Raw genomic sequence first — 26,107 nt, forward strand, 5'->3', positions numbered from 1 at the left:
GGACACATTCTGCCGGATCCCGCGGCCGGGACCGGGGTCAAAGGGTGAGGGCGCGCAGGGCGAAGGCGGTGATGCGGTCGGTGAGGGCGGCGTCGGGGAGTTCGCGGCGGCGGAGCAGGTCGGTGAGGGTGCCGATGGTGGCGTGCGCGATGAGGGCGGCGTCGAGGTCGGGGGTGGCACTGCCCAGTTCGGCCAGATCGGCGTGCAGCAGGGCGGCGAGCGCCTCACCGACGACGCCGGGGCCGGGCTCGAGCGCGATCCCCGGCCCCGCCGCGTTCCACAGGACCGCGAGGGTGGCGGCCGCCGACTCCGCCTCGGCCTGGGCGAGCACCGCCCCGACCCAGCGCCGGAGCCGGGCGCGCGGGTCGCGCTCCCCCGCCATGCGGTGCGCGGTGTACCTCGCGAGCCGCTCGGCCCCGTCCTCCAGCAGCGCCGCGACCAGGGCGTCCTTGGCGGGGAAGTGGCGGTAGAAGGCCTCGTTGGAGAGTCCGGCGGCGGCCACGATATCGGCGACTCGCGGCTTGGCGGTGGTACCGGCGGAGGCCATGACGACAAGGGCGGCGTCCAGCAGGCGGCGCACCTCGTCGGCGTAGTCGGCCCCGCGCCTGGCCAGCGACCGCTGCGCGATCCGGCGCGCCACCACACCAGGTTCGTCCACCACGCCACCACCTCTCAGAATTGCATTCTGAATCATGAGAGGCTTATTCTCAAGCGGACTTGGAGGTGCGATGACCGACCTGCACACCCCGCGGCTGGCCGCCTGGATGGATGGGGCGGGCCTGCCCGGCGCCGGCGCCCCGCTCCGCACCCGGCTGCTCTCCGGCGGCACCCAGAACGAGATCTACGAGGTGGCGCGCGCCGATTTCCGCGCCGCCCTTCGCATTCCGCCCGCGGCGGCGCCGCCGGACCGGGACCGGGGCATCCTGCGGGAGTGGCGGATCATCGCGGCGCTGGACGGCACCGATGTCCCGCACCCGCCCGCGCTGGCGGTCTGCACCGACCCGGCGGTGCTCGGCCGCACCTTCTACCTCATGGGCTTCGTGGACGGCTGGTCGCCCATGGACCACCAGAAGGCCTGGCCCGACCCCTTCGACGGCGATATCGCGGCCCGCCGCGGGCTGGCGCTGGAGCTCGCCGAAGGCATCGCGCTGCTCTCCCGGGTGGACTGGCGGGGCCGGGGCCTCGGCGACCTGGGCCGCCCGGACGGCTTCCACGACCGCCAGGTCGAGCGCTGGACCGGCTTCTTCGAGCGGATCAGGGGCCGCGAACTGGATGGCATGGCGGCCGCGACGACCTGGCTGCAGGCCCACCGCCCGCTGGATTTCGTGCCCGGCATCATGCACGGCGACTACCAGTTCGCCAATGTCATGTACCGGCACGGCGGCCCGGCCCGGCTGGCCGCCATCGTGGACTGGGAGATGGGCACCGTCGGCGACCCGAAACTGGACCTGGCGTGGATGCTGCAGGGCTGGCCGGAGAATACCGCCGACCCGGAGCCGGGCGCCTTCGCCTACGTGGACATGCGACACCTGCCCGCCCGCGAGGAGGTGGCCGCGCACTACGCGGCGGTCTCCGGCAGGCAGGTCGACGACCTCGACTACTACCTGGTGCTCGCGCAGTGGAAGCTGGCGATCGTGCTGGAGCAGGGGTTCCAGCGCGCGGGCGGCGACGAGAAGCTGCTCGCCTTCGGGCCGATCGTGCCCGAGCTCATGCGCTCGGCCGCCGAACTCGCCGAGAGCACGGGGTACCGCGGATGAGCGCCGGCTTCGAGTTCGAGCGGCACGGCGCGGTCGGGGTCATCCGGCTGAACCGCCCGGCGGCGCGGAATGCCCTCACGGTGCCGATGATCGAGGGGATCGGCGCGGCGGCGCTGGCGGCGGAGGCCGACCCGGCCATCCGGGTGCTGCTGCTCACCGGCGCCGGTGACCGCGCCTTCTGCTCCGGCATGGACCTGCGCGCCTTCGCCGCAGGCGCCGAGTTCAGCGACACCTCGCCCGGCGCCGTCGGGTACCTGCGGCTCACCGCGGGCGAGCTGAGCGTGCCGGTGGTCGCCGCGGCGAACGGCTCGGCGGTCGGCGGCGGGCTCGAGCTGCTGCTCGGCGGCGACATCCTGATCGCGGCGGAGAACGCCACCTTCGCCTTCCCGGAAGTGCGGCGCGGGCTCTTCCCCGGCGGGGGCGGCACCGCGATCGGGGCGCGCATTCCGGTGCACATCGCGCTGGAGCTCACGCTCACCGGGGCGCCGATCACCGCCGCCCGCGGGTACCAGCTCGGGCTGTTCAGCGCGGTCGTCACCCCGGACCTGGTGTTCGCGACCGCGCTGGAGTACGCCGAGCGGATCGCCGCCAATGCCCCGCTCGGGCTGGCCGCCTGCAAGGAGCTGGTGCGGCTCACGGTCACCGATTCCGCGCGGGCGGCGGAGCGGCGGAAGCGCTGGCAGCAAACGGTTTTCACCAGCGACGACGCGGCCGAGGGGACGCGGGCGTTCCTGGCGAAGCGGCCGCCGGTGTGGCGGGGGCGCTGAGGTGCGCGCCGCGGTGTGCCCGGCGTACGGGCCGCCGGAGGTGGTCGAGGTGCGCGAGCTGCCGGAGCCGGAATCCGCCGCGGTGCGGGTGGTCGCCGCGGCGGTGAACTTCCCGGATGTGCTGCTGGTCGCCGGGCGGTATCAGGTCACGGTGCCGCCGCCGTTCGTGGTGGGCAGCGAGTTCGCCGGGGTGGTGGAGGTGGCGGGCGGCGGGTTCGCGGCCGGGGAGCGGGTGACGGGGACCGGGATCACCGGCGCCTTCGCCGAGCTGGTGAGCGCGAATGCGCTGCACCGCATTCCGGACGGGGTGCCGTTCGATGTCGCCGCGGCGGCCGGGGTCGCGCACGGCACGGCCTACCACGCGCTGCGGGCGGTGGCGCGGGTCGGCGCGGGCGATCGGGTGATCGTGCTCGGCGCGGGCGGCGGGGTCGGGCTGGCGGCGGTGCAGCTCGCCACCGCACTCGGGGCCGAGGTCACCGCGGTGGCCTCCACGCCGGAGAAGCGTGCCGTGGCGCGGAGCTACGGGGCGGCCACCGTCGACTCGAAGGGGGATCTGCGCGCGGCACTGCGCACCGCGCTCCCGGACGGCGCGCAGGCCGTCCTCGACCCCGTCGGCGGCGACGTCGCCGAGCCCGCCCTGCGCTCGCTGGCCCGCGGCGGACGCTACGTGACCATCGGCTTCGCCTCCGGCGTCATCCCGCGCATCCCGCTGAACCTGGTGCTCATCAAGGGGATTCAGCTGCTCGGCTGCCGAATCGGCGACCTCGACCCCGAGCTCTACCGCACCCACAGGGCCGAGCTGGCGGCACTGCTCGCCGACGGCACGGTCCGCCCGCACATCGGGGCGCGCTACCCGCTGGCGGAGACCGCCGCCGCGCTCCGGCTGGTCGCGGACGGCCGCGCCGTCGGCAAGGTGCTGATCGAGCCGTGACCTACTCGTACTCGATCGTGATGGCGGGGGTGCGCGGCTCGGACTGGCAGGTGAGGACGTACCCCTCGGCGAGGTCCTCATCGGTCAGCGCGTCGTTGATCCGCATCTCCACCCGGCCGTCGCGCAGCACCGCCATGCAGGTGCCGCAGTTCCCCGCCTCGCAGGCGAAGGGCGGGTTCAGCCCGGCCCTGCGGGCGGCCTCCAGCACGGTGTCGTCGGTCGCGAGCCGCACCGTCTCGGTGCGGCCGTCGAGCAGGATCGTCGCCTCCACGGCCGTCACGGTGGCGGGCTCATTGGCGTTTCCGGCCATGGCGGTACTCCCCTGGTCGAGATTGAGCGATCGCTCAGCGTGAAAGCTGAGCACATGCTTAGCACGGGCGCGCGGAGCCGGTCAACCACCCTGGCGCTCAGCGCCCGGTCCACTCCGGGCGGCGTTTCTCGGCGAAGGCGCGCGGGCCCTCCTGCGCGTCGGCGCTCTCGTAGCACGGGGTCGCGGCGTGCCTGGCGGCCTGCAGCGCGGCCGAGCGGCCCATCTCGGTGGCGAGCATGACCGTCTCCCTGGCGGCGCGCACCGAGAGCGGTGCGCCCGCGAGGATGTCGCGGGCCAGGTCGAGCGCGGTCTCCAGCAGCTGCTCCGGCTCGGCGAGCCGGTTGACCAAGCCGATCTCGTAGGCGCGGCGGGCGTCGATGGGCTTCCCGGTCAACAGGATCTCCATCATGACGCGCTGCGGGATCATGTGGATGAGCGGCGCGGCCCACGGCGAGCTGCGGCCCACCTTCACCTCGGTGACGGCGAAGGTCGCGGTGCTCGCCGCCACGCAGAGGTCGCAGGCCTGCGCGATCATCCAGCCGCCTGCGAAGGCCGGGCCGTTCACGGCGGCGATGGTTGGCTTGGTCAGCTCGATGGTGTCGTAGGGCAGCGGGAACATGTCGCGCGGCGGCACGCCCATGCCGCTCGCCACCATCTCCTTCAGGTCGCCGCCCGCGCAGAAGGTGCGGCCCGCGCCGGTGAGGACGGCGACCCGGAGCGCGGGGTCGCGCTCGAAGCGCTCCCAGGCGGTGAAGAGGCCGTCGCGCACGTCTTCGGCCAGGCAGTTGCGGGTGTCGGGGCGGTTGAGGGTGAGGACGGCGATGCCGTCCGGGCGGGCGTCGAAGAGCACGGCGTCGTCGCTCATCAGAATCCTCTCCGCTGGATCTCGCTCGCGGCGCGCTCCAGGTCGTCTCGGAAGTCGGGGTGCGCGACGGCGACGAGCCGCCGGGCGCGCTCGGCCAGGGTCTGCCCGGCCAGCTCGGCGGCGCCGAACTCGGTGACGATCACGTCCACGTCGCTGCGCGCGGTGGTGACCGGGCCGGCGAGCGCGGCGGTGATCCGGCTGACGGTGCCGCCCCGCGCGGTGGCGGGCAGTGCGACCACCGCGTGGCCGCCCGGCGAGCGGGCGCCCGCGCGCACGAAGTCGACCTGGCCGCCGGAGCCGCCCAGGTACGCGGCACCGCTCTGTTCGGCGTTGACCTGGCCGGTCAGGTCGACCTCGACCGCGGAGTTGACGGTGACCAGGCGGTCCAGCCGGGCCAGCACCGCCGGATCGTGCGTGTAGGCGGTGTCGCACATGCGGATTCGCTCGTTGCCGTCGGCGAAGCGGTAGAGGCGGTCGGTGCCGATCAGGGCGCCGGTGATCGAGACGCCGGCGTCGATGCGCTTGCGCGCGTTGGTGATCACGCCCGCCTCGACCAGGTCGACCAGGCCGTCGCCGAGCATGCCGGAGTGCACGCCGAGGTCGCGGCGGTCGCCGAGCAGGCGGAGGACGGCGTCGGGCACGGCGCCGATGCCGACCTGGAGCACCGAGCCGTCGCCGATGAACTCGGCGACGTGCCGGGCGATCTCCTCGTCCAGCTCGGTGATCGGGGCGGGCGGTACCTGCACCGGATCCCGGGAGACCGGGACGGCGTAGTCGATCTCCGCGGCCGCGATGCGCACGCCCGCGGTGCGCGGGACGCGGTCGTTGACCTCGGCCACCACGACGCGCGCCGCGCGGACGGCGGCGAGGACGTGGTCGCTGATCAGCCCGAGGCTGTGGGTGCCGTCTTCGGCTGCCGGGGCGACCTGGACGAAGGCGACGTCGCAGGGGATGGCGCCCGCCTCGATCATGGGGCCGACCCGGCTCACGTGGCAGGGGATCACGTCCAGGACATTGGCCTTGGCGAGGGCCCGCAGCGCGCCGATGGCGCCCATGCTCACCGGGCGGAACGCCTTGGCGGCGGCCGGGGTGAGGAGGCCGGAGAAGCTGGTGGCGATGAAGAGGGAGAGGTCGGGGAGCTCGGGGCCCTGTTCGATCAGGGCCTCGATCAGCGCGGTGGGTTCGCCGCAGGCCTGGCCGGCGACGATGTGGTCGCCGGGGCGGAGGATGGTGCGCAGGTCCAGGTCGGCGAGTGCGACGGTGGCCGTCACCGGGCCGAGCCGTTCGCGGACGCACCGTGCCGAAGGCCGCCGAGGACTTCGTCGGTGTCGGCGCCCAACCTGGGCGCGGGGCCCGCGATTCGGCCGGGGGTGCGGGAGAACCAGGCGGGCGGGCCGGGGAAGCGCAGCGGTCCGTGCGGCGAGTCCACCGTCTGGAAGAAGCCCGCGGCGTTGAGGTGCTCGTTGTCGAAGAGGTCGTCCAGCGAGTTCACCGCGGCGGCCGGGATCTGCAGCTCGCGCAGCAGCTCCAGCCACTCGGCCGTGGTTCGCTCGGCGAAGGTGGCGCTGAGCAGCCCGTACACCTCGTCGATGCGCGCCGCCCGCTGGGCCAGCGTGGCGAACTCCGGCCCGGCCCAGGCGGGGCGCACCGCGCCGACGAACGCGGCCCAGTGCTTGTCGTTGTAGACCAGCGCCGCCAGGTACCCGTCGGCCGTGCGGTACGGCCGCCGATTCGGCGTCACCGCCCGCGGATACCCGGCCGCGCCGAGCGGCGGGTCGAAGAGGCGACCGTTGGCATGCTCCACCAGCATGAACGCCGCCATGGTCTCGAACATGGCGACCTCCACCTCCTGCCCCTCCCCGGTGCGCTCGCGGTGGAAGAGCGCCATGGTGGTGGCGTAGACCGCGGTCAGCCCGGCCACCTTGTCCGCGACGATGCTGCCCATGTACCCCGGTGTGCCGGTGAGCATCTGCTGCGCGGCCGGGATGCCGCACTCGGCCTGCACGGTGTCGTCGTAGGCGGGGCGGTCGGCGTCCGGGCCGCGGCGGCCGTAGCCGTAGCAGTTGGTGTAGACGATGCCCGGATTCAGCGCCGCCACGTCGGCGTAGCCGAAGCCGAGCCGCTGGATGGCGGCGGCCCGCATGGAGTGCACGAAGACATCGGCCCCGGCCACCAGCTCGCGCAGCGCGGCCGCCCCGTCCGCGCTGCGCAGGTCGAGCACGACGCTGCGTTTGCCCCGGTTGACGTTGACGAAGACCCCGCTCATCCCCGGCTCGGGGCCGGTCGAGATGTACCGGGTGTCGTCGCCGCGCGGCGGCTCCACCTTGATCACCTCGGCTCCCATGTCGGCCATGATCTGCGTGCAGTAGGGGCCCATCACCATCGCCGTCAGATCGATGACCTTCACCCCGGAGAGCGGACCTGTGTGCTTCATCGCGTCCTCTTCCGCCGCTATCTGATGAATCCTTGCAAGGATAGTGGTATCAAGGAGCGGTGGACAGTTTCATCGGCGAGATCCGCACCCCGGGCCCGATCGCGGCCGTGCTCGACGGCGCCCTCGCCGCGCGGCCCGATGCCCCCGCCGTGATCGCCGCCGCGGGCACCTGGAGCTACGCCGAACTCGACGCGCGGGCCGCCCGCGCCGCCGGGGCGCTGTGGGCGCTCGGCGTCCGGCCGGGGCAGCGGGTCGCGGCGTGCCTGCCCAACGATCTCGACATCGTCGCCGCCTTCCACGGCGCGCAGCGGATCGGCGCGATCTGGGCCGGGATCGGCGAGGCGCTGGCCCCGGCCGAGCAGCAGTACCTGCACGATCTGATCGAGCCGGCTGCGGTGCTCGCCGGGCCGCGCTGGCAGGCGGAGTCCCGCGCGGCCGTGCACCCGGACCGCTGGGCGGCGCTGCTCGCCGCGGCCGGGCCGATCCCGGCGCTCGAGCACGATATCGACGCGCCGGCCGGGATCGGCTTCACCAGCGGCACCTCGGGCCGCCCGAAGGCGGTGGTGCACAGCCAGCGCAACCTGCTGCTGCCGGGTGCGGTCACCGTGGCCACCCGCGGCTGGGGGCCCGACCTCCGCCGCGGCGACAGCTTTCCGTTCACCATCCTCAATATGCTGGTGCTCTCCACCCTGACCACCGCGCAGGCGCAGGGCTGCGCGGTGATCATGGACCGTCGCGACGCCGCGGGCGTGGCCGAGTGGATCGAGCGGCACGCCGTGACGGTCTGGAACGGCGCCCCCGCCCAGCTCTACGACCTGGCCCGGCGCCCGGAGGCGAACCTCGGCTCGCTGCGCGAGGCGTGGAGCGGCGGCAGCGACACCCCCGACTCGGTCCGCGCGGCCTTCGCCGCCGCGCACGGCATCGTGCCGCGCGCCAGCTACGGCCTCAGCGAGGCGCCGACCGTCGTCGCCATCGACCCGCCCGGCTCCGACTGGCACCGGGGCAGCAGCGGCATCGTGCAGCCACACCTCGACGTGGCCGCCTACGACGACGCGGGCAACCGGCTGCCCGCAGGCGCGCTCGGCGAACTCCGGCTCGCCGCCGCGACCGCGGGGCCATGGGCCGGGCTCTGGCGGCCGACGCTCGGCTACTGGGCGGACGGCGGCGTGCGCGCACCGGAGCCGGGGCCCTTCGCGACCGGCGATATCGGGACCGTCGACGCCGAGGGCAGGCTCAGCGTGCTCGACCGCAAGAAGATGGTGATCATCCGCGGCGGCGCGAACGTCTACCCCCTCGAGGTGGAGCGGGTGCTCGCCACCCATCCGGACGTCACCAAGGTGGCGGTCTGCCCGGTGCCCGACGAACGGCTCGGCCAGAAGGTCGCGGCCGTGGTCGAGAGTGCCCGCGCCGCGGTCGATTTCGAGGAGCTCGCGGCGCTCTGCCGGCGCGAGCTGGCCGGCTACAAGGTGCCGGAGATCTGGAGCCGGGTGGACGCGCTGCCGGTCAACGCCATGGGCAAGGTCGAGCGCACCGGGCTCGCCGCGCTGGTCACGGGGCAGCCGTGAACCCGGCGCTGCGGCTCTTCGACCTCACCGGCCGGGTGGCCGTCGTCACCGGCGCCTCCTCCGGGCTCGGCGCCGCCGTCGCCGAATCGCTGGCCGGGCTCGGCGCCAGGGTCGCGGTGGTGGCGCGGCGCGCGGACCGGCTGGCCGAGCTGGCGGCGCGGATCGACGGGCTCGCCGTCGCCCGCGATCTCGGCGCGCCGGAGCAGCTGGCCACCGTGATCCCGGCGGTCGCCGAGCACCTGGGCCCGCCGACCATCCTGGTGAACGCCGCGGGCAACCGGTTCACCACCGCGCGGGCCGAGGACGAGCCGCTCGACGCCGTGCACGACACCTTGGGGCTCAACCTGGTGGCGCCGTTCCTGCTGGCCCAGGCGGTGTTCCCGCACATGCGGGACGCGGGCGGCGGCGCCATCGTGAACGTCTCCTCGATCAGCGGGCGGGTCGGGGTGCCCGGGATTCCGCAGGCCTCCTACGCGGCGAGCAAGGCGGGGCTCTCCGGGCTCACCGCGGAGCTGGCGGTGCAGTGGGCGAAGCACTCCATCCGGGTGAACACGGTGGCGCCCGGCTTCTTCCGCTCCGAGATCACCGACAGCCTCTACGACGACGAGCGGGGCGCCGCCTACCTGCGCCGCAATACCCCGCTGCCCACCGAGGGCACCGCCGAGGACCTGGTCGGCGCCATCACCTGGCTCGCGGGCGACGCCGCGCGCTACGTCACCGGGCAGACCGTCGTCGTGGATGGCGGCTGGACCGCCCGCTGAACTTCCGGCGCGAGCCGGTTGACACCCGAACACCAGGATGAAAGCATAATTTTACCCATAGGAGAATCTAATTCTCATCAGCGATGCGAATTGGCTCCGACCGGAGGAAGGACACTCTCGGCAATGTCTTCGGCACTACTCATCGAGAAGGGCGACGCGGGTACCACCACGGCGCTGACCAGCGTGGACGACACGGCGCTCCCGGAGGGGAACGTTACCGTCGACGTCGCCTACTCGACCCTGAACTACAAGGACGCCCTCGCCATCACCGGGACATCGCCGGTGGTGCGGACGTTCCCCATGGTGCCCGGTATCGACCTGGCCGGGACCGTGGCCGAGAGCAGCCACCCGGACTGGTCGGCGGGTGACGCGGTGGTGCTGAACGGCTTCGGCGTCGGCGAGACGCACTGGGGCGGGCTCGCGCAGCGGGCCCGGCTGAACGGCGATTGGCTGATTCCGCTGCCCGCCGCCTTCGACGCGCGGCAGGCCATGGCGATCGGCACCGCCGGGTATACGGCGGGGCTGTCGGTGGCGGCGCTCGTCCGCTTCGGGGTCACGCCCGCGGCCGGCGAGATCCTGGTGACCGGGGCGACCGGCGGCGTCGGCAGCGTCGCCATCGCGCTGCTCACCGCGGCCGGATTCACCGTGGCGGCGGCGACCGGCAAGGCCGCCGAGGCGGACTACCTGAAGGGGCTCGGCGCGAGCACCGTCATCGACCGGGCCGAGCTGGCCGAGCGCGGCAAGCCGCTGCAGAAGGAGCGCTGGGCAGGCGTGGTCGAGACCGCGGGCAGCCACACCCTGGTGAACGCCGCCGCGCAGACCCGCTACGGCGGCGCGGTCGCGGCCTGCGGGCTGGCGCAGGGCATGGACCTGCCCGGCACCGTCGCGCCGTTCATCCTGCGCGGGGTCACGCTGCTCGGCATCGACAGCGTGCAGGCGCCGAAGGCGCGCCGGCTGGAGGCCTGGGACCGGCTCGCCCGCGATCTGGACCCCGCGGTGCTGGAGACGATCGCGACCGAGATCCCGCTGAGCGAGGCCATCGCCACCGCGGACCGCTTCATCGACGGCACCGTGCGCGGTCGCTTCGTCGTCGACGTGAATCGCTGAGGAGCAACCGTGAGCACTGGAAACTCCGCGACGCCGCGCAAGGCGGCCGGGACCGGCGCCGCCGCGCGGAAGACGGCCGGGACCGGCGCCGCCGCGCGGAAGACCGCGAGCAAGGCCGCGGCGGCGCGGGCTGAAGCGGCAACCGAGAGCGGCGCGGCGGCGGAGGCAGCCGTGGCAACGGGCGCGGTCCCGAGCAAGGCCGCCGTCCCGAGCAAGGCCGCCGTCCCGAGCAAGGCCGCCGTCCCGAGCAAGGCCGCCGTCCCGAGCAAGGCCGCGGCGCCGCGGAAGGCCGCGCGCCGCGCGGCGAGCACGCCGCCGGGCGGCGTCGAGCTGGATCTCTCCGATGTCGACCACCGGGTGGGCAAGCCCGTCGGCGGCGGCCAGCTGTGGGATCCGTGCAGCACCTCGGACATTCGCCGCTGGGTGATGGCGATGGACTACCCGAACCCCCTGCACTGGGATCACGAGTTCGCCCGGGAATCCCGCTACGGCGGGCTCGTCGCCCCGCAGTCCATCGCGGTGGCGCTGGATTACGGGCACGGCGCGCAGCCCGCGTGCGTCGGCCATATCCCGGGCTCGCACCTGATCTTCGGCGGCGAGGAGTGGTGGTTCTACGGCGCCCCGGTGCGCCCGGGCGACACCCTGTTCCAGGAGCGCCGCTTCCACGACTACAAGGTGGCCGAGACCAAGTTCGCCGGGCCCACCATGTTCTCCCGCGGCGACACCACGCACCGCAACCAGCACGGCACGCTGGTCGCCAGGGAGCGCTCCACCGCCATCCGCTACCTCGCCGAGGAGGCGAACAAGCGCGGCATGTACGAGAACCAGCTGGGCGAGGTGAAGCGCTGGACCGCCGCCGAGCTCACCGAGGTGGAGCAGCTGCGGCACGAGTGGATCCTCTCCAACCGGCTCGGCGTCTCCCCGCACTTCGACGAGGTGAAGGTGGGCGACAAGCTGCCGCGCCGGGTGATCGGCCCGCACAGCATCGCCACCTTCACCACCGAGTACCGCGCCTTCCTCTTCAATATCTGGGGCACCTTCGGCTGGGTCGCGCCGCCCGGGATCGCGGATCCGTGGATCAACCAGGATCCGGGCTGGACCGAGGGGTTCGAGTTCGACGAGGAGGGCGCCAAGATCGACCCGCGCAAGCGCGACGGCCTCTACGTCGGCCCCTCGCGCGGGCACATCGACGGCGACAGGGCGGGCGAGGTCGGCATGGCGAGGGCCTACGGCTACGGCGCCACCATGGGCGCCTGGTGCACCGACTACCTGGCCTACTGGGCGGGCAACGACGGCCTGGTGCGGCACACCAGGGCCGACTTCCGGCTGCCCGCCTTCGAGGGCGACGTCACCTACTTCGACGCCGAGATCGTCGACAAGATAACGGATTCGGCGTGGGGGGTGCCGCTGGTGCAGGTGAAGCTGAAGCTCACCGACCAGAATTCCGGCACCCTGGTCAGCTGCCTGGCCGAGATCGAACTCCCGCACTGAGGGGCACCGGAACCATGACCACCGTCTCCCCCGCCATCGCCGCGGGGCCGCCGCTCGCCGACGAACCCGGCCTCGGCCCGCTCACCCTGCCCGGTTTCCTGCGCGAGGTGACCGCGCGCTACGGGGATCGGGAGGCGCTGCGTGTCCCCGGCGGCGTCAGCTGGACGTACCGGGATCTGCACGCGCACGCCGTCGAGGTCGCGCAGGCGCTGCGCGCCGCCGGGGTCGGCAAGGACTCCAGGGTCGGCGTGCTCATGACCAATCGGCCGGAGTGGCTGGCCGCCGTCTTCGGCACCGCGCTGGCAGGCGGGGTGGCGGTGGCGCTGAGCACCTTCTCCACCCCGGCCGAGCTGGACCACCTGCTACGCGTCTCCGGCGTCTCGGTGCTGCTCTTCGAGCGGCACGTGGCGCGGGCCGATTTCGCGGCGGTGCTCGGCGAGCTCGAACCGGCGCTCGCCGAGACCGCCCCCGGTGCGCTGCGCTCGGCCGCGTACCCGTTCCTGCGGCACCTGGCCGTGGTCGGGGAGGCGCGGGGCGGGGCCGTCGAGGAGTGGGCGACCTTCCTCGCGCGCGGGGCGGACGAGCCGGTCGAGCTGGTGCACGCCGCGGCGGACTCCGTGCAGCCCGGTGACACCGCCGTGCTCTTCTTCTCCTCGGGAACCACCAGCAAGCCCAAGGGGATTCGCAGCGCGCACCGCGGGGTGGCGGTGCAGATGTGGCGCTTCGCGCGGATGTTCGGCTTCGGCCCGGACGACACCGTGCGCTGCTGGACCGCCAACGGCTTCTTCTGGTCCGGCAACTTCGGCCAGGCGCTCGGCGCCACCCTTGCCGCCGGCGGAACGCTGGTGTTGCAGCGGCTCTTCGACGCGGCCGAGGCGGTGGCGCTCATCGAGTCCGAGCGGGTCACCTTCCCGGTGGCGTGGCCGCACCAGTGGGCGCAGCTCGCGGGGGCGCCGAACTGGGCCGAGGCCGACCTGAGCAGCCTGACCTTCGTGGACAGGCACACCCCGGCCGCCGCGCACCGCACGGTGACCACGGACTGGACCGAGTGCGGGCACGCCTACGGCAACACCGAGACCTTCACCATCACCACCTGCTACCCCGCCCGCACCCCGGACGAGGTGCACGCGGGCAGCAGCGGGCCGCCGCTGCCCGGGGTGACGGTGAAGATCGCCGACCCGCTCACCGGGGCGGTGCTCGGGCGCGGCGAGAGCGGGGAGATCTGCGTCAAGGGCCCGACGCTCATGCTCGGCTATCTCGGGATTCCGCTGGACGAGACGCTCGATGCCGACGGGTACTTCCACACCGGCGACGGCGGGTACCTGGACGATGTGGATCGGCTGTACTGGGAGGGGCGGCTCACCGACATCATCAAGACCGGTGGGGCCAATGTCTCGCCGCTCGAGGTGGACGAGGAGCTGGCCCGCTTCCCCGGGGTGAAGGTGGGGCGGACCGTCGGGGTGCCGCACGAGACGCTCGGCGAGGTGGTGGTGGCCTGTGTGGTCCCGCAGCCGGGGGCCGAGGTGGACGGCGAGGCGCTGCGCGGGTTCCTGCGCGAGCGGCTGGCCAGCTACAAGGTGCCGCGGCACGTGCTGCACTTCGCGGAGGAGGAGTTCACGCTCACCGGGAGCGCGAAGATCAAGTCGTCGGAGCTGCGGGAGCTGGCCGCGAAGCGGTTGGCCGGCTGAGGTTTCGGCGCCACAACGGTGTGGTGCCGGAGGTGCGTGCGAGGGGTTCCGGGTGCCGACAACGGGGTCGGTCCCGGAGCCCCTCGCGCGCGTTCCCGCCGAGCGCGGTCGCTTCGTCGCCGCCGCATCGGGACGCGGTCAGCCGCGGTAGCGGGCGGCGAGGGTGCGGCGGTGGGTGGCGGGGGTGCCGAAGAGGGCGCGGTTGAGGGTGGCGCGCTTGAGGTAGGCGTGGATGCCGCTCTCCCAGGTGTAGCCGTAGCCGCCGTGCAGCTGCATGGCGGCGCCTGCGACCGCCACCGCGGCCTCGGTGGCATACACCTTGGCCATGCTCGCGGCAGTCTCCGCGCCCGGTGCGGAGCTCTCCAGCACACCGACCGCCTCGGCGACCAGGTGCTTCGCGACGCTCACCCGGACCAGCATGTCGGCGCAGGCGTGCTTGACCGCCTGGAACGAGCCGACCGGGCGCCCGAACTGCTCCCGCACCCGCACGTAGGCGACGGTGGCGTCGAGCATGGCCTCGGCGATCCCCAGCGAATCGCACGCCGTCGCCAGCGCCGCCCGCGCCCCGAGCGCGGCCCGCCGCTCGAAGCGCAACACCGCGCGGGGTTCCACGCCCTCGGCGACGACGGAGCCGACCGTCCTGGTCGCATCGACCAGCGGCACCGGGGCCACGGACACCGCGCCGGGATCGACCGCGGCGAGCACCGGCGCACCGTCGGCGTCCAGCGCCGGGATCAGCAGCACATCCGCCGCGGGGGCGTCGAGCACGACGTCGGCCGCGCCGGACACGACGCCATCCGCCAGCCGGAACGCGGTCGCGAAACCCGCCCGCGCGCCTCCCGGTTCTGCCCGCGCACCTCCCAGCTCCGGCCGCGCGCCGCCCGACTCCTGCCACGCGCCTCCCGGCTCCGCCCACGCGCCTCCCGGCGCCCGCCCGTCCCCCGCCTCGAGCGCGACGACCGGCACACCGTGCCCCGCGATCACCGCGCGAAGCAGCTCGTCCCGCACGGGTCCGGCGCCCACCGCGAGCAGCGCGGGCACGCTCAGCGCCAGCACCGATGGCAGCGGGGTCCGCGCGGCGGCCCGCCCGACCTCGGTCAGCAGCAGCGCCACCTCGGCGGCCCCGGCCCCGGCCCCGTCGAACTCCTCCGGCGCCGCCAGCCCCGGCCACCCGGCGAGGGCGACGGCGTCCCACGGCACCGGCCCCGCCCCGGCCTTTCCGAGCAGTTCCCGCGCGACCGAGCGCAGCTCGTCGTGGAATTCGGCGAAGGCGTTCACGGCACCACCGGCTCTCGCGGCAGCCCGAGCCCGCGCTCCCCGATGATGGTGCGCTGGATCTCGCTGGTCCCACCGGGAATGGTCCACTCCCACGACCCGACGAAGTCCAGCACCCAGGCGCCGGATTCCCAGCCACCGGACAGGGGTTTGCGCAGTACGGTGTGGGCGCCGACCCCGCTGAGCTCGGCGCCGAAATCGGTCATCCGCTGCAGCAGTTCGCTGTAGCAGAGCTTCACCACCGAGGCATCCGCCGGCCCCGCGGTCCCGGCCTCGTGCCGCTCCACCAGGTCGCGGCAGAGCGCCCGCAGCCCGGTGAGCTCGATCTCCAGCGCGGCCAGCCGGTCGTCGATCACCGGGTCGCCGTGCGCCCGCGCCGCCTCGACCAGCCAGCGGAAACCCGCATGGCCGAGCCGCTCGGCGAGCTCGAGCATGGTCAGCCCGCGCTCGGCGCCGAGCGTCCGCTGCGCGACCTGCCAGCCCTCGTTCTCCGCCCCGACGAGGCAGGCGGCCGGGATGCGCACCTCGTCCAGAAAGATCTCGCAGAAATGCGCGTCGCCGGTGGCCTGCCGGATGGGCCGCACCTCGATGCCGGGGGTGCGCATGTCCAGCAGGAAGTACGAGATGCCCCGGCGCTTGGGCGCATCGGGGTCGGTGCGCGCGAGCAGCAGGCACCAGTCGGCGTACTGGGCGCCGCTGGCCCACACCTTCTGCCCGGTCACCACGTAGTCGTCGCCGTCCCTGCGGGCGGCGGTGCGCAGCGCGGCCAGGTCCGAGCCCGCGCCGGGCTCGGAGAAGCCCTGCACCCAGATCTCGCCGTCCAGGATGGCGGGCAGGTGCCTGCGCCGCTGCTCCGCGCTGCCCGCGCCGAGCAGGGTGGCCGCGGCATGGTGCACCGAGACGAAGGCGAGTACCAGCCGGGGCGCGTCGTGCGCGGCCAGCTCCTGGTACAGCACCGTCTGGTGCGCGACCGGCATGCCCCCGCCGTACTCGGCGGGCCAGTGCGGCACCGCGAAGCCCGCGCGCCGCAGCCGCTGGAACCAGTCCTGCTGGAACGCGACGAACTCCGCGCCGGTCACGCCGGTCTGCGCCGCCCGCCAGTCCGCGGGAATCTCGCGCAGGCACCACTCCCGCACCTGCTCCCGGAAGACCCCGAGATCCGCGGGCCATATCGCCGCGCTCATCGCGCCCTTTTCCGCAGCGCCAGCAAGCGATCCCGGTGCTCCGCCGTCTGCATGGACACCACCTCCGCCGCGAACCCCGCCTGCATGGGCCCGCCGAGCGCCTGCGACAGGTACATGTTCACCACCCGCTTGGTCCCGCGCAGCGCCTCCACCGGCTGCGCGGCCAGCCGGTGCGCCAGCGTCCGCGCCTCGTCCAGCAGCGCCTCCGGGGCGACCACGCGGCTCGCCAGCCCCACCTGGACGGCGGTCGCGGCATCGATCCGGTCCCCGGTGTACAGGAACTCCCTGGTCCGCAGAATCGGGGTGAGCAGCGGCCAGAAGGCGGCCCCGCCGTCCCCCGCCACCAGCCCGACCGCCACGTGCGGATCGGCGAGATACGCCTGCTCCGACATCAGCACCACGTCGCTGAGCACCGCGATACTCGCGCCGAGCCCCATCGCGGCGCCGTTCACCGCGGCGATCACCGGCAGCGGGAAGCGCAGCATCTCCTCGATGATCTGCGCGCCCTCCCTGATGCTCTCGTCCCGCGCCACCGGATCGTCCAGGAACGAGGTGATCCAGTCCAGATCGCCGCCCGCGCTGAAGGCGCGCCCGGCGCCGGTCAGGACGACCACCCTGGCCCCGGTGTCGGCGGCCAGGTACCGCCAGACCTCGGCGAGCGCGCGGTGCAGGTCGGCGTTCACGGCGTTGAGCTCGTCCGGGCGGTCGATGAGCACGGTCCGCACCGGCCCGTCCGCCGTGATGGTGAGCCCCGGGGGCAGCGGCATGCCGTCACACCCCCCGCGGCTCGGAGAAGAGCCCGGCCAGCCCGGCGGTGCCGATCCGGCGCGCCAGCGCGTCCTCGGTGCCGGTGATGCCGAACGGGAGGCGGCGCAGCGGCAGGCTGTGCCGGGAGAGCCAGGAGAGCGTGGCCTCGTCGCAGAAGCCGAGCGCGCCGTGCACCTGGTGCGCCACCCGGAAGACGATCTCCGCCGCCTCCAGCGCGGCCAGCCGCAGCGCCAGCGCGTCGGCGACCGCGTCCGGGCGCCCCGCCTGGATGCTCCACAGCGCGTACCTGGCCAGCATCTCCACCCCCTTGCGCTCCACCTCGGCATCGGTGAGCTGGAACTGCACGCTCTGGAACTCGGCGAGCGGCCTGCCGAACTGCTCGCGGACGAGCACGTGCTCGCGGGCCAGCTCGACGGCGCGGTCGAGCAGCCCGAGCAGCGTCCAGGCGGGCAGCGTCAGCGCGAGCGCCGGATCACCGGTGCCGTCGATCCGGTCGACCGCGACCGGGGTCACGAAGGCGGTCTCGCGCGCCGGACCGGCGGCGGGCAGCACCCGGACGGCGCCGCGCCGCCCGGCCGGGTCCACCGCGGCGACCCGAAGCTCGACTCCGGCCAGCGCCGCGGCCGGCTCCGGGCCCGACACCGCGATCAGCGCGTCCACGTCGAGGTCGGCCGGGCGCGCGAGCCGCTCCGCCACCGGGTACGGCGTCGCCCAGTAGCCCGCGCTGCGGCAGAGCGCCGCCGCCGCCTCCAGCTCCACCGGGTCCCGGTGTGGCGCCAGATCCCAGGCGCCGATCCGCTCGAGCACCGGCGCGACCAGCTCGCCCCGCCTGCCCGGCTCGGCCTCGGCCGCCCGCACCAGCTCGTCGCCACCGGCCGCGCGCAGCGCCCGCAGCGCCTGCGCCCCGAATTCCCGTGCCTCGTCGGCGAGTTCGATCCGCATAGCGTTCCCCTCCGCGGACCGCACGACGGCAGCCCGCTCGTCGGCACGCCCGTCGGCCCCACCCGCCCCGGCCGCCGAGGCAACCTCGCCCGCAACACCCGCCGAGGCAGCCCTACCCGCGGCATCCGCCGAGGCCGCAGCACCGGCAGCACCTATCGAGGCCGCAGCACCCGCGGCACCCGCCAAGGCCGCAGCACCGGCGGCGCCGCCCACCCTCCCGGCCGAAGCGTCCGCGCTCACGCCGCCTCCCCGGCCCGCCGGACCCCGCCGAGCAGCGAGCGCGCCAGCAGGATCTGCTGCATCTCGATACTCCCGGACGCCACCGTGGCGGCATTCGCGTAGCGCCAGTGGTCGTCCACCGCGCGCCGGAAGCGCCGGCGCGCCCCCTGCTCGTCCGGCACGTGCGCGGCCAGCTCGGTGAGCAGCGCCGCGCTCTCCTGATCCAGCCGGGTGACTGCGATCCGATAGGCGGCGGTGTCGGCGGGGGCCACCGTGCCGGTGCTCTGGGCGGCGATCACCTGGTAGGCGAGCAGCCGAGCCCGGCGGGCGCGGGTGAGCATCCGCGCCCAGCGGGTGCGCAGCGGAGCGGGCATGGTCTCCCAGCGCTCGGCGAGCACCTCGGGCGCCGCCTGCAGCAGCCGCTCGCAGCGGGCGTAGCGCGCGATCCCGACCCGCTCGAAGGCGAGCACCTCCTGCACCACCGACCAGCCCTCGTCCACCCGGCCGAGCACATCGGCCTCGGTGGCGCGCACCCCGTCGAAGAACACCTCGTTCAGGTGATGCGGGCCGAGCATGGAGCGAATCGGCCGCACCACGATGCCCGGCGCCTCCATGGGCAGCAGGAAGACGGTGAGCCCCTGCTGCTTCCGGCCGCCGGCCGAGGTGCGGGCGAGCAGGAAGCACCACTGCGCCATGGTGGCGTAGGAGGTCCAGATCTTCTGGCCGGAGATCTGCCAGCCGTCGCCGTCCCGGCGCGCCGCGGTGCGCAGCGAGGCCAGGTCGGAGCCGGAGTCCGGCTCGCTGAAGCCCTGGCACCAGATCACCTCGCCGCGCGCGATCGGCGGCAGGTGCTCGCGCTGCTGCCGCTCGGTGCCGTGCCGCATGATGGTCGGCCCGACCCAGTTCACGCCCATGTACTGCGCGCCGCGCGGCTCGTGCTGCGCCCACATCTCCTCGCGCACCACGGTCTGCTCCCACACCGAGGAGCCGCGCCCGCCGAACCGCTCCGGCCAGGCCGCGCAGAGCAGGCCGTGCTCGGCGAGCACCCCGCAGAACCGCTGCGCCACCGCGAGATCGGCGGGATCGTCGGTGAAGGCCCCGAGAAAGCCCTCCGGGACCTCCGCGGCGATCAGCCGCCGGAGCTCGCCCCGCAGACCCGAGGCGGCCTCGCCCATCGTGAAGTCCATGCGTCGCACGGTACTTCAATCCTCATAAGGATAGCAATATTTGTAGGGTCATCGGCCGCTGACTACACTGCCGCCATGACGGTAAGGGTGACCCGCGCGCAGACCGGCGACGGGCGGACAGCGTGACCAACGCCCGACGCGGCCGGGTGCCGCAGCGCCGCATCGCCGAGACCGTCGCCGCCGAGCTGCGCGCCCGCATCCTGGCCGGGGACGAGACCTACCGGCTCCCCACCCAGGACCAGCTGGTCCAGGACTTCGGGGTGAGCTACCCCTCGATCCGCGAGGCGCTGCGCATCCTGGAGACCGAGGGGCTGGTCACCGTGCGCCGCGGCAATGTCGGCGGCGCCGAGGTGCACCGCCCCGACGAGACCTCCGCCGCCTACCACCTCGGCCTCGCCCTGCAGGGCGCCCGGGTGACGCTCGGCGATCTCGCCGCCGGGCTGCGCATGCTCGAGCCGATGTGCGCCGCCGAGTGCGCGGGCCGCCCGGACCGCGCGGAGACCGTGGTGCCGGTGCTCACCGAGAACATCGAGAAATCCGCGGAGCTGCTCGACGACGGCGTCGCCTTCACGCACACCGCGCGCGAATTCCACGACCTGATCGTCGCGCACACCCCCAACCTCACCGTGCGCTACGTGGTCAGCACGCTGGTCGCGCTCTGGTCGGCGCAGGAGGAGGCCTGGGCCGAGGCCAGCACCGAGCAGGGCGAATACCCCTCGAGCGAGGAGGCGAACGCGGTCGTGCGCACGCACCGCCGGATCGCGCGGGAGATCGAGGCGGGCCGCGCCGCCGAGGCGGAGCGGCTCTACCGGACCCACCTCGCCGCCAGCCAGGCGGTCGTGCTGGAGCAGTTCGACGGCGGCGTGGTGAACGCGTCATCGGCCGGTGCCCGGCTCGCCGTGCAGACGGTCTCCCGTACCCGGCTCTGAGACCGGGTTACACCGATCGAGCCCCAGTTCCGCGCGGGTTCGGTAATATCATTCTCGTAATCGTTCATACCGCATTCCGGCACCTCGGCAACGCGACGCCCGGCGCCGGCCGGTTCCGCGCGCCCTGATCGGAGCACATCGAGCACCCCTATCTGCCAGGGGTTTTCGTTGCATCCGGCAAGTATTGCAATCCTTGTGAGGATTGACGTAGCGTGGCCCGCGACACATCATCCTCCGATCGCATGGGAGGGCCCGCCTTGACTGCAGGGGCGCGCTACCGCACGACGACACCGTTCACCCTCGCCGATGGCGTCAGCGTCGAGCGGCTCACGCCGCCGAGCCGGCTCTTCGGCGCCAACGGTCTCCGCACCGGCCCGGACAACCGCATCTACATCGCGCAGGTCGCGGGCAGCCAGATCAGCGCGCTCGATGTCCGGACCGGCGCGCTGGAGACGATCAGCGCCAAGGGCGGCGACATCGTCGCCCCCGACGACATCGCCTTCGACCCCGCGGGCAACCTGATCGCCACCGAGTACATGGACGCGCGGGTCAGCGTGCGCGGCGCCGACGGCAGCAGCCGGGTGCTCCGCGACGACCTGCCCGGCGCCAACGGCATCACCGTGCACAACGGCAGGCTCTTCGTGAACGAGTGCCGGATCGGCGGGCGGCTCATGGAGCTGCCGCTGGACGGCGGCGCGCCGGTGGTGCTGCAGGACAACCTGCCCATGCCGAACGCGATGGAGGTCGGCCCGGACGGGCTCCTCTACTACCCGGTCATGGGCACCAACGACATCTGGCGCATCGACCCGGACGGCGGCACCCCGGAGCGGGTCGTCGGCGACCTGGCCGGCCCGGACTCGGTGAAGTTCGACGCCGCCGGTTTCATCGTCTCCACCCAGGCCGGCTCCGGCCAGGTGCTGCGCATCGACCCGCGCACCGGCAACCGCGAGCTGCTCGCCCAGCTCGCGCCCGGCCTGGACAACTGCACCTTCGTGGACGGGCGGCTCTTCGTCTCCAGCTTCGACGGCCAGATCAACGAGGTGCTCGGCGGCGGCGAGAGCAGGTCGATCCTGCCGGGCGGGCTGCTGTGGCCGCTGGATCTCACCGTCGCTCCCGACGGCACGCTCTACGTCGCCGACGGCACCTTCTTCTACGAGTTCCGCGACGGCAAGCTCGCGGTGGTCGCCTCGCTGTTCAGCCTCAACACCCCCGGCTACCTGCGCGGCGTGACCGCGACCGGCGTCGCCGAGTTCGTCGGCTCGACCTCGCTCGGGCAGGTGGTGACCTACCGGCACGGCCCCGAGCCGGAGACCACGATCATCGCCGACGGCTTCGACCAGCTGTACGGGATCGCGGTGGCCGCCGACGGCACCATCGTCACCGCCGACGCGGGCGCCGGGAAGGTGGCCTCGATCCGCGGCGGGCAGACCGAGGTGCTCGCCTCCGGGCTGCAGCGCCCGATCGGTGTCGCCTTCGGCCCGGACAACGCGGTCCTGGTCTCCGAGTCCGGCGCCGGGCGCATCGTCGCGGCGGGCACCGGCGGGGTCGACACCGTGGTGGACGGCCTGGAGACCCCGCACGGCATCCTGGTGCGCGGCGACCAGCTGCTCATCGTCGACGTCGGGCTCAAGGCGCTGATCGCGGTCGACCTGGTGACCAAGGCGCGGCAGACGCTCGCCGCGGAACTCCCGCTCGGCGTGCCGGAGGGCGTCACCGCCAAGCCGCTCAAGGGCACCCCGCCGTTCTCCGGCCCGATGGGCCCCTTCGCCGGCATCACCGCCGGCCCCGACGGCACCGTCTACGTCTCCGCCGACGCCGAGGGCAGCGTCCTCGCGGTCCGGATCCAGGCATGAGCGATATCGATCTCGGCCTGGCCGGGCGGGTGGTCATCGTGGCCGGTGCGGGCGGCGGCGGCATCGGCACCGCCGTCACCCGGCTGATCGCCAGGGCGGGCGCCACCGTGATCGCGGTCAGCCGGGGCCGGGAGAACCTCGCCACGCACGTGGAACCGCTTGCCGCCGAGGGACTTCCGGTGATCCCGCACGCCGCCGACGCGAGCACCGACGAGGGCGTCGAGAGCATCGTCGACCGCGCCCGCACCGCCGACGGCGAGCTGCACGGCCTGGTCAATATTGCGGGCGGCGCCGCGCCGGCCACCTGGATGCCCGCCACCCGCGTCACCCGCGCGGACTGGCGCGCGCTCTTCGCGCAGAACCTGGAGACCATGTTCTTCCTCAGCCAGGCGGTCGCCGCCGAGCTGAGGGAACGGAGCCGCCCCGGCTCGATCGTCTCGCTCTCCTCGATCAGCGGCATGAACACCGCGCCGTACCACATCGCCTACGGCACGGCGAAGGCCGCGCTGGTCGCCGCGACCAGGACGCTCGCGGTGGAGCTGGCGCAGACCGGCATCCGGGTGAACGCGGTCGCCCCCGGCGTCACCGCCACCCCGGCCTCCACCGCCTACGTCGGCGACGACCAGGAGCGCGACCGCACCGCCATCGCCATGGGCCGCCGCGGCACCCCGGCGGAGCAGGCGGGGCCGATCCTGTTCCTGCTCTCCGACCTGTCGAGCTACATCACCGGCCAGACCCTGCTCGTCGACGGCGGGCTGAACCTCAAGTGGACCCACCTGGGCTCCGACCACACGTCGCTGTTCCTCGAGAACGAGGACTTCCGCGCCGCGATCACCCGCTGAACCCGATCGGGAGAATGTCATGACCGAAACCGCCGAGAATCCAACGGAACTGCTGTCGACGCCGGTCCAAATCGGCGTCGAGGCCTACATCTCTCCCGAGTACGCCCGCGCCGAGGGCGACAGGCTGTGGGCCAAGGTGTGGCAGCAGGTCGGCCGGGTGGAGGAGATCCCGCGGGTCGGCAACTACCTGACCTACGACATCGCCGACGACTCGATCCTGGTGGTGCGCACCGCGGCGGACACCTTCCGCGCCTACCACAATGTCTGCGCGCACCGCGGCCGCAGGCTGGTGGACACCCCGCCCGGCGGCCACGACGCCCGCGGCAGCGCCAAGCAGTTCGTCTGCGGCTTCCACGGCTGGCGCTACGACCTGGAGGGCCGCAATACCTTCGTGCCCGAGCGCGCGGACTGGAACTGCGCCCTCACCGAGCGCAACGACGGGCTGAACCAGGTGAGGGTGGACACCTGGGGCGGCTGGCTCTGGATCAACATGGACCCCGACGCCGAGCCGCTGCGCGACTACCTGAACCCGGCCGCCGCGCTGCTCGAGCACTTCGAGCTGGAGAAGATGCGGTACCGCTGGCGCCGCTGGGTGGAGTTCGACTGCAACTGGAAGGTCGCCTTCGAGGCGTTCATGGAGACCTACCACGTGCCGTACACGCACCCGGAGTTCGCCAATTTCGGCAGCTTCCTCGGCTGGGCGCGGCCGCAGGGCAAGCACTCCAATATCGGGTACGACGCGCCGAAGGGCATGGAGGAGAACCAGGCCAAGCTGCGCGTCGGCGGCGGCCCGGACGCCAGGGTCGCGACCGCGCAGCTGCAGAACTTCACCTGGGAGAACGCCAACACCAACACCACCCGCACCCTGGTCGACGTGGCCAACCGGCTGGTCGACGAGCTGCCCGAGGGCACCCCGAGCGACCAGGTGCTGCGCTACTGGCTGGACACCGCCCGCGCCGAGGACCAGGCGCGCGGCGTGGACTGGCCCAAGGTCGACCCCTCGGTGGTCGCCCAGGCGGGCACCGCGTGGCAGATCTTCCCGAACTTCCAGATCGGGCACGCGGTGAACAACATGCTCTGCTACCGCTTCCGCCCCTACGGCACCGACCCGGACAAGTGCATCTTCGAGGCCGCCGTCTTCGAGCTCTTCCCCGAGGGGCAGGAGCCGGAGACCGAGTGGGAGTACACCCCGGTCGGCGACCCCGGCTGGCGCACCGTGCTGCCGCAGGACTTCGACAACATGGCCGCGGTGCAGCAGGGCATGAAGTCGCGCGGCTTCTCCGGGCCGAAGCCGAACCCGTACCGCGAGCGCAGCGTCGCGAACCTGCACCGCAATCTCGCCGCGTACATGGGCACCGGCGAGCCCACCGACCTGATCTGACATCGTTTTCGAGCAAGGACCACACCCATGACCGACTGCGCACCCACGCAGACACCCGAGATCGACCTGCCCGCGCTGCGGGAGAAGTACCTCGCCGAACGCGACAAGCGGCTGCGCCCCGACGGCCAGGACCAGTACATCGTCACCGAGCAGGGTTTCGAGGAGTTCTACGAGGGCGACCCCTACACCACGGTCGTCCCGCGCGAGCCGATCACCGACGAGATCGGCACCGCCGTGCTCGGCGGCGGCTGGGCCGGGCTGATCGCGGCCGCCCGGCTGGAGGAGGCCGGGGTCACCGACTTCCGGATCATCGAGTCGGCGGGCGATTTCGGCGGCGTGTGGTACTGGAACCGCTACCCCGGCATCCAGGTCGACACCGACAGCTACTCCTACCTGCCGCTGCTGGAGGAGACCGGCTACCTGCCGACCGAGAAGTACACGCACGGCGACGAGAACTTCGAGCACGCGCAGCGCATCGGCAAGCACTACAACCTGTACGAGCGCGCCATCTTCAGCACGCTGGTGAAATCGCTGGAGTGGAACGAGCGGGACAAGCGCTGGCACATCGGCACCAACCGCGGTGACGCCATCCGCGCCAGGCACGTCATCATGGCGCAGGGACCGTTCAACAAGCCCAAGCTCCCCGGCATCCCCGGCATCTCCGAGTTCACCGGGCACACCTTCCACAGCGCCCGCTGGGACTACGAGTACACCGGCGGCACCATGCACGGCGGGCTGGACGGCCTGCGGGGCAAGAGGGTCGCAGTGATCGGCACCGGGGCGAGCGGCGTGCAGGTGATTCCGCACATCGCGCAGTCCGCCGAGCACCTCTACGTCTTCCAGCGCACCCCGTCCTACGTGTACGACCGCGGCGACGTGCCCACCGATCCCGAATGGGCCGCCTCGCTGCAGCCGGGGTGGACCAGGGAGCGCAAGCGCAACTTCCACACCGCCGCCTTCGAGGCGTTCGCCCCCGGCCAGCCGGACCTGATCTGCGACGGCTGGACCGAGGTGGCGCGCAATCTGGAGGCGCACGTCACCGCCACCGACGCGTGGGCGACGCTGACCCCGGAGAAGTTCATGGAGCTCCGCGAGGTCGAGGACTACAAGGCCATGGAGCGGGTGCGGCGGCGGGTCGACGAGATCGTGCGGGACCCGGCGACCGCCGAGGCGCTCAAGCCGTACTACCGGTTCCTCTGCAAGCGGCCGTGCTTCAGCGACGCCTACCTGCCGACCTTCAACCGGCCCAACGTCACCCTGGTCGACGTGGCCGAGACCAAGGGCGTCGAGCGGATCACCGCCAGGGGCGTGGTGGCGAACGGCGTCGAGCACGAGGTCGACTGCATCATCTTCGCCAGCGGCTTCGAGATCACCACCGACCTGGACCGGCGGCTCGCCATCGCGCCCTTCACCGGCCGCGACGGCGTCTCGCTCTACGAGCACTGGGCCGACGGGTTCAGCACGCTGCACGGCATCACCTCGCACAAATTCCCGAACGTCTTCTTCACCGGCTTCACCCAGGGCGGCGTGACGGCGGCGGTGACCGAGATCTTCGACCAGCAGGCCAGGCACATCGCCTACATCCTGTCCACCGTCGGGCAGTCGGCCACCACGATCGAGCCGACCGCCGACGCGGTGGCGGAGTGGGTGAGGACGGTCCGCGAGACCGCGGTGGACAACACCACCTTCCAGCGCGAGTGCACCCCCGGCTACTACAACAACGAGGGCGAGAAGAACATCCGCTCGCACCTCGGCGAGCCGTACTGGCCCGGCTTCTACGCCTTCGAGGACGTGCTGCAGGCCTGGCGCGACACGGGCGAGCTGCCCGGGCTGGTCGTGGAGAAGTGAGCG

The 26,107-nt window shown here is 73.3% G+C and carries 23 protein-coding genes; 13 read left to right on the forward strand and 10 right to left on the reverse strand.

Annotated features, from left to right (window positions below; translation table 11 throughout):
• Window positions 1–37 precede the first annotated feature (37 nt).
• Entirely contained in the window at window positions 38–658 is a 621-nt protein-coding gene (locus tag NH2_RS21855; protein WP_245650708.1) for a TetR/AcrR family transcriptional regulator, read from the reverse strand.
• 70 nt (window positions 659–728) lie between these two features.
• Here NH2_RS21855 and NH2_RS21860 point away from each other — a divergent pair, with 70 nt between their 5' ends.
• From NH2_RS21860 to NH2_RS21870, 3 genes are read left to right on the forward strand one after another with little or no spacing between them, the layout of a single operon-like run.
• Window positions 729–1,757, forward strand: coding sequence for a phosphotransferase family protein (locus NH2_RS21860; protein ID WP_067657495.1), 1,029 nt, complete (start codon window positions 729–731; stop codon window positions 1,755–1,757).
• Window positions 1,754–2,524, forward strand: coding sequence for an enoyl-CoA hydratase-related protein (locus NH2_RS21865; protein ID WP_067657498.1), 771 nt, complete (start codon window positions 1,754–1,756; stop codon window positions 2,522–2,524). The genes NH2_RS21860 and NH2_RS21865 overlap by 4 nt, the downstream gene beginning before the upstream one ends.
• Window position 2,525: 1 nt before the next feature.
• Window positions 2,526–3,455, forward strand: coding sequence for an NADPH:quinone oxidoreductase family protein (locus NH2_RS21870; protein WP_067657501.1), 930 nt, complete (start codon window positions 2,526–2,528; stop codon window positions 3,453–3,455).
• A gap of 1 nt (window position 3,456) precedes the next feature.
• Here NH2_RS21870 and NH2_RS21875 read toward each other — a convergent pair whose 3' ends face one another.
• The 4 genes from NH2_RS21875 to NH2_RS21890 form a co-directional block, all read right to left on the reverse strand.
• Window positions 3,457–3,765 carry a 2Fe-2S iron-sulfur cluster-binding protein gene (locus NH2_RS21875; RefSeq protein ID WP_067657504.1) on the reverse strand — a complete coding sequence of 103 codons (309 nt, stop codon included), beginning with the start codon at window positions 3,763–3,765 and terminating at the stop codon, window positions 3,457–3,459.
• A 97-nt stretch (window positions 3,766–3,862) separates the two neighbouring features.
• On the reverse strand, window positions 3,863–4,630 hold the full coding sequence (locus NH2_RS21880; RefSeq protein WP_067657507.1) for an enoyl-CoA hydratase/isomerase family protein: 768 nt from the start codon (window positions 4,628–4,630) through the stop codon (window positions 3,863–3,865).
• Window positions 4,630–5,901 carry an acetyl-CoA hydrolase/transferase family protein gene (locus tag NH2_RS21885; RefSeq protein ID WP_084505769.1) on the reverse strand — a complete coding sequence of 424 codons (1,272 nt, stop codon included), beginning with the start codon at window positions 5,899–5,901 and terminating at the stop codon, window positions 4,630–4,632. The genes NH2_RS21880 and NH2_RS21885 overlap by 1 nt, the downstream gene beginning before the upstream one ends.
• Window positions 5,898–7,064 carry a CaiB/BaiF CoA transferase family protein gene (locus NH2_RS21890; RefSeq protein WP_067657510.1) on the reverse strand — a complete coding sequence of 389 codons (1,167 nt, stop codon included), beginning with the start codon at window positions 7,062–7,064 and terminating at the stop codon, window positions 5,898–5,900. The genes NH2_RS21885 and NH2_RS21890 overlap by 4 nt, the downstream gene beginning before the upstream one ends.
• A gap of 59 nt (window positions 7,065–7,123) precedes the next feature.
• Between NH2_RS21890 and NH2_RS21895 the strand changes: the two genes are divergently transcribed.
• From NH2_RS21895 to NH2_RS21915, 5 genes are all read left to right on the forward strand, one after another.
• Window positions 7,124–8,629 (forward strand): class I adenylate-forming enzyme family protein, encoded by a 1,506-nt coding sequence (locus NH2_RS21895; RefSeq protein ID WP_067657513.1) that lies wholly within the window; start codon window positions 7,124–7,126, stop codon window positions 8,627–8,629.
• The gene (locus NH2_RS21900) at window positions 8,626–9,390 is read left to right on the forward strand and encodes an SDR family NAD(P)-dependent oxidoreductase (protein WP_067657517.1); all 765 of its coding nucleotides are present in this window, start codon (window positions 8,626–8,628) and stop codon (window positions 9,388–9,390) included. The genes NH2_RS21895 and NH2_RS21900 overlap by 4 nt, the downstream gene beginning before the upstream one ends.
• Before the next feature lie 123 nt (window positions 9,391–9,513).
• Window positions 9,514–10,497 (forward strand): acrylyl-CoA reductase (NADPH), encoded by a 984-nt coding sequence (acuI, locus tag NH2_RS21905; RefSeq protein WP_067657520.1) that lies wholly within the window; start codon window positions 9,514–9,516, stop codon window positions 10,495–10,497.
• A 9-nt stretch (window positions 10,498–10,506) separates the two neighbouring features.
• Window positions 10,507–11,988, forward strand: a complete 1,482-nt coding sequence (locus NH2_RS21910; protein WP_245650709.1) for an FAS1-like dehydratase domain-containing protein — start codon at window positions 10,507–10,509, stop codon at window positions 11,986–11,988.
• A gap of 14 nt (window positions 11,989–12,002) precedes the next feature.
• Window positions 12,003–13,676: a class I adenylate-forming enzyme family protein gene (locus NH2_RS21915; protein ID WP_067657523.1), complete on the forward strand. Its 1,674-nt coding sequence runs from the start codon at window positions 12,003–12,005 to the stop codon at window positions 13,674–13,676.
• Window positions 13,677–13,814: 138 nt separating this feature from the next.
• On the opposite strand, the gene NH2_RS28970 is transcribed toward NH2_RS21915, so the two are convergent.
• From NH2_RS28970 to NH2_RS21940, 5 genes are all read right to left on the reverse strand, one after another.
• On the reverse strand, window positions 13,815–14,954 hold the full coding sequence (locus NH2_RS28970) for an acyl-CoA dehydrogenase family protein (RefSeq protein WP_067657526.1): 1,140 nt from the start codon (window positions 14,952–14,954) through the stop codon (window positions 13,815–13,817).
• Window positions 14,951–16,135: an acyl-CoA dehydrogenase family protein gene (locus NH2_RS28975; protein ID WP_067657529.1), complete on the reverse strand. Its 1,185-nt coding sequence runs from the start codon at window positions 16,133–16,135 to the stop codon at window positions 14,951–14,953. The genes NH2_RS28970 and NH2_RS28975 overlap by 4 nt, the downstream gene beginning before the upstream one ends.
• Window positions 16,132–16,902 carry an enoyl-CoA hydratase/isomerase family protein gene (locus NH2_RS21930; RefSeq protein WP_067657532.1) on the reverse strand — a complete coding sequence of 257 codons (771 nt, stop codon included), beginning with the start codon at window positions 16,900–16,902 and terminating at the stop codon, window positions 16,132–16,134. The genes NH2_RS28975 and NH2_RS21930 overlap by 4 nt, the downstream gene beginning before the upstream one ends.
• Window positions 16,903–16,906: 4 nt before the next feature.
• Window positions 16,907–17,845: an acyl-CoA dehydrogenase family protein gene (locus tag NH2_RS21935; RefSeq protein WP_067657535.1), complete on the reverse strand. Its 939-nt coding sequence runs from the start codon at window positions 17,843–17,845 to the stop codon at window positions 16,907–16,909.
• 236 nt (window positions 17,846–18,081) lie between these two features.
• Window positions 18,082–19,251 (reverse strand): acyl-CoA dehydrogenase family protein, encoded by a 1,170-nt coding sequence (locus NH2_RS21940; RefSeq protein ID WP_067657538.1) that lies wholly within the window; start codon window positions 19,249–19,251, stop codon window positions 18,082–18,084.
• Between the two features lie 122 nt (window positions 19,252–19,373).
• Here NH2_RS21940 and NH2_RS21945 point away from each other — a divergent pair, with 122 nt between their 5' ends.
• The 5 genes from NH2_RS21945 (at window position 19,374) to NH2_RS21965 (ending at window position 26,104) form a co-directional block, all read left to right on the forward strand.
• Window positions 19,374–20,180, forward strand: coding sequence for a FadR/GntR family transcriptional regulator (locus tag NH2_RS21945; RefSeq protein ID WP_067657541.1), 807 nt, complete (start codon window positions 19,374–19,376; stop codon window positions 20,178–20,180).
• 242 nt (window positions 20,181–20,422) lie between these two features.
• A complete protein-coding gene (locus NH2_RS21950) occupies window positions 20,423–22,033 on the forward strand; it encodes an SMP-30/gluconolactonase/LRE family protein (protein ID WP_067657544.1) in 1,611 nt (536 codons plus the stop codon).
• Window positions 22,030–22,875, forward strand: a complete 846-nt coding sequence (locus NH2_RS21955) for an SDR family NAD(P)-dependent oxidoreductase (protein WP_067657547.1) — start codon at window positions 22,030–22,032, stop codon at window positions 22,873–22,875. The genes NH2_RS21950 and NH2_RS21955 overlap by 4 nt, the downstream gene beginning before the upstream one ends.
• Window positions 22,876–22,894: 19 nt before the next feature.
• A complete protein-coding gene (locus NH2_RS21960; protein ID WP_067657550.1) occupies window positions 22,895–24,256 on the forward strand; it encodes an aromatic ring-hydroxylating oxygenase subunit alpha in 1,362 nt (453 codons plus the stop codon).
• Window positions 24,257–24,283: 27 nt separating this feature from the next.
• On the forward strand, window positions 24,284–26,104 hold the full coding sequence (locus tag NH2_RS21965; RefSeq protein ID WP_067657553.1) for a flavin-containing monooxygenase: 1,821 nt from the start codon (window positions 24,284–24,286) through the stop codon (window positions 26,102–26,104).
• The last annotated feature ends 3 nt before the right edge of the window (window positions 26,105–26,107 follow it).

The sequence above is a fragment of the Nocardia harenae NBRC 108248 genome, assembly GCF_001612885.1.
In the GTDB taxonomy this organism is placed as follows: domain Bacteria; phylum Actinomycetota; class Actinomycetes; order Mycobacteriales; family Mycobacteriaceae; genus Nocardia; species Nocardia harenae.